Origin of the sequence: Variovorax sp. WDL1, from assembly GCF_001541225.1 — a bacterium.
Classification (GTDB): Bacteria; Pseudomonadota; Gammaproteobacteria; order Burkholderiales; family Burkholderiaceae_C; genus Variovorax.
On the sequence record NZ_LMTS01000158.1, the window covers coordinates 1 to 9,636 of the forward strand.

A 9,636-nucleotide genomic window follows, 5' to 3' on the forward strand; every position below is an offset into this window, starting at 1 on the left:
CAGCCCGCGGATCAAGGTCGTGGTTTATTGAGCGCTTACAACTGTTCGATGAGCGGCCACCGAACAATCCCTACTTGAAACTGGCATAGGTGCTAGATACGGGCCCATAGAGGCACTGGTTGCCTGCCGTGCGCGTAGCATGGATCAACCTCTCTGCTTCATAGAAACGAACGTTGGACACGGTTACGCCGCCGAGGCTGGCGACGTCGCCAACCATTGGCACACGTTCCGTGGCAAAAGGCTTGGCGACCACCGTCGTCGGGGTGGCTGTTCGTACAGATCGTTGTTTCATCATCGTCTCGGCGTGGATCATGTACTGCAGCAAGCACGCCTGCAGCCTCTAGAGTCGAAGAAGTCGACTCGTCTCAAAGCCGGGGGGTGCTGGTGGACAACAGCAAATCGAGGCGGTGTTCGACCAGCACCGCCTCGATGCTGCGCGGCGGCTGACCGGTCATCTGCTCGATGACACCGTCGGAGAACGGCGCCAGCCCGCGTTTGGACACCTCTTCGATGATCAGCGCCTCTCGCAGCGTGGATTTCGGAAAGCCCGAGACCTGCAGATGCAGCGCCAGGGCTTCCTCACTGACGGGCACCAGGTCGATGCTGGCTCCGAAGATGATATTGATGCTGTTCACCAGCGCCTCGGCAGTGAGAGCCTGCGGGCCGGTGATCGCCAGCTCTCCGGGCGGAACAGGGTCCGCCCGCAGTACCGCCGCAGCGGTGCGCGCCACGTCCTCGCCCGCCACGTAAGGCAGTCTGCCTTGCGGCGCTGAGCTAAACCACTTCCCGCACCGAAGCGCCAGGATGATCCGCGGAAACAATCGCTCCATAGGCCCACCCGCAAGACTGACAAGGCTAGGTTGCGAGCCTCGCATGCCTGTGCCACCGTCTCGCATTCCCGCGCTACAGTCATCAGCGAGGGGTCGAACACTTCGATCTGGGCCGCGTACACCACGGTGCGGACGCCGACACGCGCTGCGGCATCGATCATGGCCTGCAGTTGGCGACGCCGCGACCACGAGCCGTCGGCAGCGCCCGGCAGGAGCAGCAGGCGGTGTGCGCCGGTGAAGGCGGCATCCAGGGACGCTGCATCGTCGGGATCCGCGCCGCGAATACGCGCCCCACGGGCAGCCAGATCCACAAGGTGCACTGGTTGGCGGCTGGTGGCGATGACCTCCGCTTCATCGCGGCGCAGCAGCAGTTCGACGACGCGCCGGCCGAGCGGATCATGGGCACCGGCAACCAGCAGGCACGGAGAAAGCAACCGGGTCACCGGATGGCTCCCCCTGGCGGAGTGTGCCGGCTGCGCAGAAATGCGATTGCCGCGATGCGCGGCCTGCGCTCGTTCATGGTCGAGCTTCCTCCTGAACGGATCCAACGGTCCGGGCGCCATCGTGCAGCAGGCCGGCGAGCACACACATTGACAGCACGATCGAGGGCGCCAGCACGCGGCCGGGCTCACCGTTGAGTAGCACCGTCGCACCGGCGCACGCCATGATCAGTGCCCCCAGCACCGCGCCCCATACCCGTGTGCGCCCGCGCAGCAGCAGCAACGCTGTCGCCAGTTCCAGAGATCCGGGGACAAAATTGAACCTTCGCGGGTAGCCCCAACGGGCGTAGTCTTCCGCTGCCCCGCCTAACGCCAGCAGGTTGGCTACGGCACCCACGACGAAAAAAAGTGGCCAGCAGGTAAGGGAATATCGGTTTCAGTGACAGCTTGCTTGAACGCATAAGACTTCCTCTACGAATTCCTGCCGCAGGTCATAGGGGCCGCGAGCCACGCTGCTAGTCGTCCTGTGCATCAGGGTGTTGACGTTCTTGCAAGGCGACGAAGAAACACGTTCATCTCCTTTTCCGCCTGCACGTCGCCGTTGCGTCTGGCCGCGAGTACTCCGTTCTCCCAAGCATGGCGCGCGGCCGCGATGTCGCCAATCTCGTGCTGCGCCTTGCCCAGTAGCTTCCATGCTGCCGAGTACCCCGGATCCAGCCCGACGCATCGGTGCAACTGGGCCGCCGCGCGCGCCTGCTCGTTCGCATCCAGGTAGTGTTTGCCCAGCCCGAATCGCAGCAAGGCCGAATCGCGGCCCCGTTCGAGCAGGCTTTCCAGCTTGCGTACATCGATCATTTGCAGCGATCGCTCATTCCCAAACATCCTTTCCAGCTTTGGACGTCGATCATCAAGAACGCCTCTCCTTGCGCTTGTTCAGACCCAAGTGCTCGACGGGCCATCACTCAAGCCATCTGCGTGAGCCGCATCGAGAGGAAACGGCCCTGATGGAACACTAGCGGTTCGTCATCGCCGCCATCGATCTGCAGCACCTTGCCCACGAGCAGCAGGTGGTCGCCCACCGGCCATGCCCGATAGGCCTCGTAGACGAAGGTGGCCACCGCGCCCTCGATCAGTCGAATGCCGGCGAAGGCTCGCCGTGTGGCGACACCGTTGAACTTGTCCGCGATACCCGGGTCGGCGAACCGGCGTGCCACCGCCTCTTGCGAACGAGGGAGTACGCTGATGCCGAAATGTCTGCACGCCCGGAACACGTCCACGCTGGCGGAACGCTCGGAAAGGTTCCAGGACACCAGCGGCGGCTCCAGCGAGACCGGCACGAACGAGTTGATGGTCAGGCCGATGGGTGCCCCCCCGGCGCACGCGCCGTGACGACGCAGACCCCGGTCGGGAACTGGCCCAGCTTGTTGCGCAATGCCCTGTGCGTGAAGACTGGATTCCGCATCTGCGGCTCGCCAGCCGTCGCGCTCGCACTCGATTCCTGCCCGCTTTCGGAATCGCCCAGATCGCGGCTCACCGGCCTTGCGCGGCCAGGTAGCGGCGATTGACTTCTTCCCAGTTGATGATGTGGAAGAACGCCGCGATGTAGTCCGGCCGCCGGTTCTGATAATTCAGGTAGTAGGCATGTTCCCACACGTCCAGCGTCAGGATCGGCGTGCCGCCGGAGAGGCGCGCGAACTCGCCCATCAGCGGGCTGTCCTGGTTGGCGCTGCTCTCGACCAGCAGCTTGCCGTCTTGGCCGACGGTCAGCCACGCCCAGCCGCTCCCAAAGCGCGTCTGCGCCGCTTTGGTGAAAGCATCCTTGAACGCATCGAACCCGCCCAGCTCGCTGTCGATGGCCCGTGCGACCTCACCGCTGGGCCGGCCGCCCTTGGCCGAGAGGATTGCCCAGAACAGCGAGTGGTTGGCATGGCCACCACCGTTGTTGCGCACGTCGGTGCGCCAGGATTCGGGCACGTTCTCCAACTGCTCGATCAAGGCTTCGACCGGGGCCGCGCCAAGGCCCGCTTCGCTCACCGCGTTGTTGAGGTTGTTGACATAGGTCTGGTGATGCTTGCCATGGTGGATTTCCATCGTGAGCGCATCGAAGTGCGGCTCCAGGGCGTCGTATGCATATGGCAGGGGTGGCAGGGAATAGGACATAAGCGAGCGATCTCCGGCAATGGGTTAATGTGATGCACATGCAGGCTGCAGCGCGCCCCATCGACGCGACATTTCCTGCGTGGCAAGTCACATTTATAAGACCTGAAGTTATATTGAGGTCAAGAGCTAATTTCGACATCCACGCGCGTTCGACATCCGTTTGGGGAGTTTCGGGTTCACTCTGCGAGTGCGGAACAGGTTGGCGCCAAGACGACTGCGGCACAGTTGAGAGCCGTCGCACTACGCTGGTTTTGATGGATGTCTGACAATGCTGAACTCTGCTGGAGACTTACGACACTGGCCGGCGACTACGGCTCGCGCCAGCGGCACCTGTGAGGCTGATGTCCGCGAACGCTTCGGCCAGGGCGCCTCCGCGTCAGTGCCCAGGTCACTATCCCCCGCGGATAGCCAATCCGCAACGAAGCGAATCTGAACGTCGATATCGCTTGACCTCAAGTTTGGTTGAGGCTTTATAGATGCCGCCGAGGTCGGTTTGCGCGCGCGTTCTGCGACGAGACGAGCAGCCGACAACCAACGGGATTCGATCTCTGCCGCATCTGTCGCTCATGGTCGTGCGCTGCCCCAAAGGCAGCGTCAGGGTGCAGCTTGCAGCGCGATCGCGCTCGCTTCATTCGCTTTACGACCTGACCACGGAACCTGTTCAGATGACGACTTCCAGCTCCGACCCTCGCGGCTTGCGCCTGCTTTGGATACTGATCTCCCTCAGCGCGATGGCGCTCGCAGGATGCAAAGAGAACGCCGGTGCTGGCGCCGGAGGCCATCCTCCACCGCCGCAAGTCAGCGTCGCGCAAGTCGAGATCAAGCCCATCACGCAATGGGACGAATACAACGGGCGCATCGAAGCCATCGAGAGCGTCGAGCTGCGCCCACGGGTGTCCGGCTACATCGAGCGGGTCGCCTACCGCGAAGGCGACGAGGTCAAGAAGGGCGATGTGCTCTTCACGATCGATGCCCGCAGTTACCGGGCGGAACTGGCCCGGGCCCAGGCGCAGTTGACCCGGGCGCGCAGCGAGGCCGGCCGCAGCAGAAGCGAGGCACAACGCGCCAAGGTTCTGGTCGAGCAGCAGGCCATCTCCACCGAAGCCTGGGAGCAACGCCGCGCTGCTGACGAGTCTGCGCAGGCCGAGGTGCAGGCTGCGCAGGCCGCGGTGGAGACGGCGCAGTTGAACCTGGAGTGGACCCAGGTTCGCTCGCCCATCAACGGGCGCGCCAGCCGTGCCCGTTTCACTGCGGGCAACCTGGTGGCTGCCGGTGACGCCGCCAGCGTACTGACCACCATCGTGTCGCAGGACAAGGTCTACGCCTACTTCGAAGCCGATGAGAAGGCGTTCTTGCGCTACTCACGCATGGCGCGCAAGGGTGAGCGCCCCAGCGAACGCGGCGGCCACTTGCCGGTCCGGATCGCCTTGGCGGACGAAACGGACTTTCCTCACAACGGGACGGTGGACTTTCTCGACAACCAGGTCGATCGCGGCAGCGGCACGATCGCCGTGCGCGCAGTGCTGGACAACAAGGAGCGCATCTTCACGCCAGGCCTCTATACCCGCGTGCGCCTGGTCGGCAGCGGTGAATTCCAGGCCGTGTTGATCGACGACAAGGCGGTGCTGACCGACCAGGACCGGAACTACGTCTACATCGTTGACAAGGATGGGCTGGCGCAGCGACGTGACGTGCAACTGGGTGGCAGCTCCCATGGGCTGCGCATCGTGCGAGAGGGACTGGCGGCGGGCGACCGCGTCATCGTAAACGGCACGCAGAAGGTGTTCTTCCCGGGCATGCCTGTGCAGGCCACGGCGGTGCCCATGCTGGCTGCTGCGGCGCCCGCGCCCGCGCCCGCCGCCAAATGAAGCGCCACGCCGGAGCGCGCCGCCGATCGGACGTATCACACGACGAGCGTCGCGGCGCGCTTCCCTCAGGACTCCTCTCAAGGTATTAGCCCATGGAATTCTCCAAGTTCTTCATCGACAGGCCGATCTTCGCGGCCGTGCTGTCGATCGTCATCTTCGTCTCGGGCCTGCTGGCGATCCCGGCGCTGCCGATCAGCGAGTATCCCGAGGTCGTGCCTCCCTCGGTCGTAGTGCGCGCCGTGTATCCGGGCGCCAACCCCAAGGTGATTGCCGAGACCGTGGCGACGCCTCTGGAGGAGCAGATCAACGGCGTCGAAGGCATGATGTACATCAAGTCTGTCGCCGGCTCCGACGGCGTACTGGTGACCACGGTCACCTTCCGTCCCGGCATCAACGCCGATGACGCGACGGTGCGGGTACAAAACCGCGTTGCCCAGGCCCAGGCGCGGTTGCCCGCCGATGTGGTGCGCCAGGGCATCACCGTCCAGAAGCAGTCCCCCACCTTTCTGATGGTGGTACACCTGACCTCGCCGGACAAGCAGTACGACACGCTGTACCTGCGCAACTACGCCCGGCTGCACGTCAAGGACACCCTGGCGCGCATTCCCGGCGTCGGTGAGGTCAATGTTTTCGGCGGCGGCGACTACGCCATGCGGGCGTGGCTCAACCCCGAGGCCATCGCCTCGCGAGGCCTGACGGCCGGGGACGTGATCGCAGCGATGCGCGAGCAGAACGTACAGGTCTCGGCGGGCCAGGTCGGCGCCGAACCCATGCCGAACAGCGACTTCCTGAGCCTGATCAATGCGCAGGGCAGGCTGACCACGGTCGAGGAGTTCGGCAACATCGTGCTCAAGACCGGCGACAACGGCCAGATCGTGAAACTGTCCGATGTCGCCCGCCTCGAACTCGGCGCGGGCGACTACACGCTGCGCGCCAAGCTGGACCAGAACAGCGCCGTCGTGGGCATGGACGTCTTCCAGGCACCGGGGGCCAACGCGCTGGACATCCGTGACCAGGTGATCGCCACCATGGACGCGATGCAGAAGACCTTCCCGCCGGGAATCAAGTACGAAGCGGTGTATGACACCACGGTGTTCGTGCGCGAATCCATCAACTCTGTGGTCGCCACGCTGCTGGAGGCCGTGGCCCTGGTGGTGCTGGTGGTGATCCTGTTCCTGCAGACCTGGCGCGCCTCCATCATCCCGCTGATCGCAGTGCCGGTGTCCATCGTGGGTACGTTCGCGGTCCTGCACCTGCTCGGGTTCTCGATCAACACGCTCACCTTGTTCGGACTGGTGCTGGCTATCGGCATCGTGGTCGACGACGCCATCGTGGTGGTGGAGAACGTGGAGCGCCACATCGAGGCCGGCGCGCAGCCATTGGAAGCGGCGCACCTGGCCATGCGGGAGGTGTCGGGCCCGATCATCGCCATCACCTTGGTGCTGTGCGCGGTGTTCGTGCCCATGGCATTCCTCGACGGCGTCACCGGCGAGTTCTACAAGCAGTTCGCGGTCACCATCGCCATCTCGGTGGCGATCTCTGGCCTGAACTCCCTGACGCTGTCCCCGGCGCTGGCCGGCCGGCTGCTGCAGGCCCATGGCGCCCCCAAGGATGCACTGTCTCGCGGCATTGACCGGGCATTTGGATGGCTGTTCCGCCCGTTCAACCGCTTCTTCAACCGCAGCTCCAACAAGTACGAGCGCGGGGTCTCGCGCGTGCTCGGTCGGCGCGGGGCGGTGTTCGTGGTCTATGCGCTACTGCTGCTGGGCACGGGTCTGATGTTCAAGGCCGTGCCCGGCGGCTTCATTCCGACCCAGGACAAGATGTACCTGATCGCGGGCGTGAAGCTGCCCGAAGGCTCCTCCATCGGGCGCACCGATGCGCTGCTGAGCAAGGTCATCGACGTCGCACTGGAAACCGACGGCGTTGCCAGCGCGGTGGCATTCCCCGGCCTGAATGCCCTGCAGATGACCAATACACCGAACACCGGCATGGCGTTCCTCACCCTGAAGCCGTTCAACGAACGCACGGGGCGCACGGCCGCGCAGATCAACGCCGAGATCAACCAGAAGATCGCCGCACTGCAGGAAGGGATCACCTTCGCCATCATGCCGCCGCCGATCCTGGGGCTCGGCAACGGCGCTGGCTATTCGCTGTTCATCGAAGACCGAGCCGGCCTGGGCTACGGCGCGCTGCAGGGCGCGGTGGGCGCCTTCCAGGGGGCGTCTTCGCAGGTGCCGGGCATGCACTTCCCGATCACCACCTACCAGGCCAACGTGCCTCAGTTCGACGCGCAGGTGGACCGCATCAAGGCCAAGGCGCAGGGCATCCCGCTCACCAACGTCTTCGACACGCTGCAGACCTACCTGGGCTCGGCCTACGTCAACGACTTCAACCAGTTCGGCCGCACCTGGCAGGTGATCGCCCAGGCCGACGCGCCGTTCCGCGACAGCATCGAGAACATCGCCCGCCTGCGCACGCGCAACGACCGTGGCGAGATGGTGCCGATCGGCTCGGTGGTGACGGTCAACCGCACCTACGGCCCCGACCCGGTGCTGCGCTTCAACGGCTTCCCCGCAGCCGACCTCAGCGGCGAGGCCGATCCGCGCGTGCTGTCCTCCAGCGAGGCGATGGCCAAGGTCACCGAGCTGGCGAGGCAGGTGCTGCCACCCGGCATGGAGATCGAGTGGACGGACCTGAGCTACCAGCAGGCCACACAGGGCAACGCCGCCATGATCGTGTTCCCGCTCGCCGTGCTGCTGGCTTTCCTTGTGCTGGCCGCGCTGTACGAGAGCTGGACGTTGCCGCTGGCCGTGATCCTGATCGTGCCGATGTGCCTGCTGTCGGCGCTGTTCGGCGTGTGGTTGACCGGCGGCGACAATAACGTGTTCGTGCAGGTGGGCCTGGTGGTGCTGATGGGCCTGGCCTGCAAGAACGCGATCCTGATCATCGAGTTCGCCCGCGAGCTGGAAATGCAGGGCAAGGACATCCTGGAGGCCGCGCTGGAAGCGTGCCGCCTGCGCCTGCGCCCGATCATCATGACCTCGATCGCGTTCATCGCCGGTGTGCTGCCCCTGGTGCTCTCCGCGGGCGCCGGGGCGGAGGTGCGCGCCGCCACGGGCATCACGGTGTTCGCCGGCATGCTCGGCGTGACCCTGTTCGGCCTGTTCCTGACGCCGGTGTTCTACGTGGCACTGCGCAAGCTCTCCGGCCGCAAGCTGGTCCAGCACGGCGAATCGACCGTGACCACGCATACGCAGCCCGCCCATGCATGAAGCCGTCGTCCTATTCGATCGGAGACCGATCCATGAACCAACATTCCGAAGCAGCCCCGGCGTGCACTGCCGCGGCAAAGTGGCTCACCAGCAATTCCGATACGCGCGAGCGCTCAAAACAGGTGGCACCATGAAGAGCCCGAGCGTCCTGAAGATCCTCGCAGCGAGCACCGCCGCCGCGCTGCTGTCGGCGTGCGCCGTGGGCCCCGACTACGTGCGGCCGCAGCCCCCGCAGGTGGACGCCTTCGTCCGCCAGGATGCCGCGGTCACCGTCAACGCAACGGCACAGACCGACCCCGAGTTCTGGCGCGCCTTTGGTGACCCGTTGCTCGAACGCCTGGTTGACACCGCGCTGGCGAACAACCAGGACCTTCGCGTTGCGCTGGCCAACTACGAGCAAGCCAACGCACTGCTGCGCGGCTCCCGGTATGACCGGCTGCCGACCATCACTGCCGACGCCGAGGCAAGCGATGTGCGCGACACCGCCAATCAGTTCCCTTTGGCCGATCGCGATGCCCGTGACCACAATCAATACCAGGCCACCATCGGCTTCACCTGGGAGCTGGACCTGTTTGGCCGGGTACGCCGCAGCGTGGAGGCGCAGCGCGCCGAGACCGCGGCGAGCGCCGAGGACCTGGCCGCCATGCAGGTCGTGGTAGTCAGCCAGTTGTCCCGCACCTACTTCCAACTCCGCGGCTGGCAGGAGCAACTGCGCATCACCCAAGAGAACGCCGACAACCAGGCCCGCACTCTGCAATTGCTCGAAGTGCGTCTCAAGGCAGGCATGGCGACACCGTTCGACGTGGATCGCGGTCGCACGCAACTCGAAAGTACCCGTGCGCGCATCCCTTCCTTGGAGGCCGACATCGCCGTCGCCACCCACCGCATCGCGGTGCTGACCGGCAGACCGCCGCAATCACTGGTCACTGTGCTGGAGGCCCCCGGCGAACTGCCGGCATTGCCGCAGAACATCGCCGTTGACGCCCCGAGTGATCTGCTGCGACGTCGTCCCGATGTGGCAGCGGCCGAACGTCGGCTCGCCGCCGCTACCGCACGCATCGGC

10 protein-coding genes are annotated in these 9,636 nt (G+C 65.0%); 3 read left to right on the forward strand and 7 right to left on the reverse strand.

What is annotated here, in order from left to right:
- Positions 1 to 70 precede the first annotated feature (70 nt).
- The 7 genes from APY03_RS45690 to APY03_RS20685 all read right to left on the reverse strand — a co-directional run bounded on the left by APY03_RS45690 (position 71) and on the right by APY03_RS20685 (position 3,430).
- Positions 71 to 325 (reverse strand): MerR family DNA-binding transcriptional regulator, encoded by a 255-nt coding sequence (locus tag APY03_RS45690; RefSeq protein WP_023100421.1) that lies wholly within the window; start codon positions 323 to 325, stop codon positions 71 to 73.
- 40 nt (positions 326 to 365) lie between these two features.
- Positions 366 to 746 carry a hypothetical protein gene (locus APY03_RS20665; protein ID WP_031629729.1) on the reverse strand — a complete coding sequence of 127 codons (381 nt, stop codon included), beginning with the start codon at positions 744 to 746 and terminating at the stop codon, positions 366 to 368.
- On the reverse strand, positions 632 to 1,393 hold the full coding sequence (locus tag APY03_RS45695) for an NAD(P)H-binding protein (RefSeq protein WP_083944493.1): 762 nt from the start codon (positions 1,391 to 1,393) through the stop codon (positions 632 to 634). The genes APY03_RS20665 and APY03_RS45695 overlap by 115 nt, the downstream gene beginning before the upstream one ends.
- Positions 1,347 to 1,667 (reverse strand): DoxX family protein, encoded by a 321-nt coding sequence (locus APY03_RS45700; protein WP_068679631.1) that lies wholly within the window; start codon positions 1,665 to 1,667, stop codon positions 1,347 to 1,349. The genes APY03_RS45695 and APY03_RS45700 overlap by 47 nt, the downstream gene beginning before the upstream one ends.
- 134 nt (positions 1,668 to 1,801) lie before the next feature.
- Complete coding sequence (locus APY03_RS20675; protein WP_058160808.1) at positions 1,802 to 2,125, reverse strand: tetratricopeptide repeat protein; 324 nt, start codon at positions 2,123 to 2,125, stop codon at positions 1,802 to 1,804.
- A 107-nt stretch (positions 2,126 to 2,232) separates the two neighbouring features.
- Positions 2,233 to 2,607 carry a flavin reductase family protein gene (locus APY03_RS44220; protein ID WP_058160805.1) on the reverse strand — a complete coding sequence of 125 codons (375 nt, stop codon included), beginning with the start codon at positions 2,605 to 2,607 and terminating at the stop codon, positions 2,233 to 2,235.
- 193 nt (positions 2,608 to 2,800) lie between these two features.
- Entirely contained in the window at positions 2,801 to 3,430 is a 630-nt protein-coding gene (locus APY03_RS20685) for a superoxide dismutase (RefSeq protein WP_068679633.1), read from the reverse strand.
- A 665-nt stretch (positions 3,431 to 4,095) separates the two neighbouring features.
- On the opposite strand from APY03_RS20685, the gene APY03_RS20690 reads away from it, so the two are divergent.
- The 3 genes from APY03_RS20690 to APY03_RS44225 form a co-directional block, all read left to right on the forward strand.
- Positions 4,096 to 5,298 (forward strand): efflux RND transporter periplasmic adaptor subunit, encoded by a 1,203-nt coding sequence (locus tag APY03_RS20690; protein ID WP_058160801.1) that lies wholly within the window; start codon positions 4,096 to 4,098, stop codon positions 5,296 to 5,298.
- Positions 5,299 to 5,390: 92 nt separating this feature from the next.
- Positions 5,391 to 8,573: an efflux RND transporter permease subunit gene (locus tag APY03_RS20695; RefSeq protein WP_068679635.1), complete on the forward strand. Its 3,183-nt coding sequence runs from the start codon at positions 5,391 to 5,393 to the stop codon at positions 8,571 to 8,573.
- Positions 8,574 to 8,703: 130 nt separating this feature from the next.
- Positions 8,704 to 9,636, forward strand: a 933-nt coding sequence (locus APY03_RS44225) for an efflux transporter outer membrane subunit (protein ID WP_232324355.1), incomplete at its 3' end; no start/stop codon positions are given.

Bases quoted from the DNA above. Each gene is read 5' to 3' on its own strand.
- APY03_RS20690 (WP_058160801.1), top strand. From the start codon at position 4,096: ATGACGACTTCCAGCTCCGACCCTCGCGGCTTGCGCCTGCTTTGGATA.
- APY03_RS45695 (WP_083944493.1), bottom strand. From the start codon at position 1,393: ATGGCGCCCGGACCGTTGGATCCGTTCAGGAGGAAGCTCGACCATGAA.
- APY03_RS20695 (WP_068679635.1), top strand. From the start codon at position 5,391: ATGGAATTCTCCAAGTTCTTCATCGACAGGCCGATCTTCGCGGCCGTG.
- APY03_RS20685 (WP_068679633.1), bottom strand. From the start codon at position 3,430: ATGTCCTATTCCCTGCCACCCCTGCCATATGCATACGACGCCCTGGAG.
- APY03_RS20675 (WP_058160808.1), bottom strand. From the start codon at position 2,125: ATGATCGATGTACGCAAGCTGGAAAGCCTGCTCGAACGGGGCCGCGAT.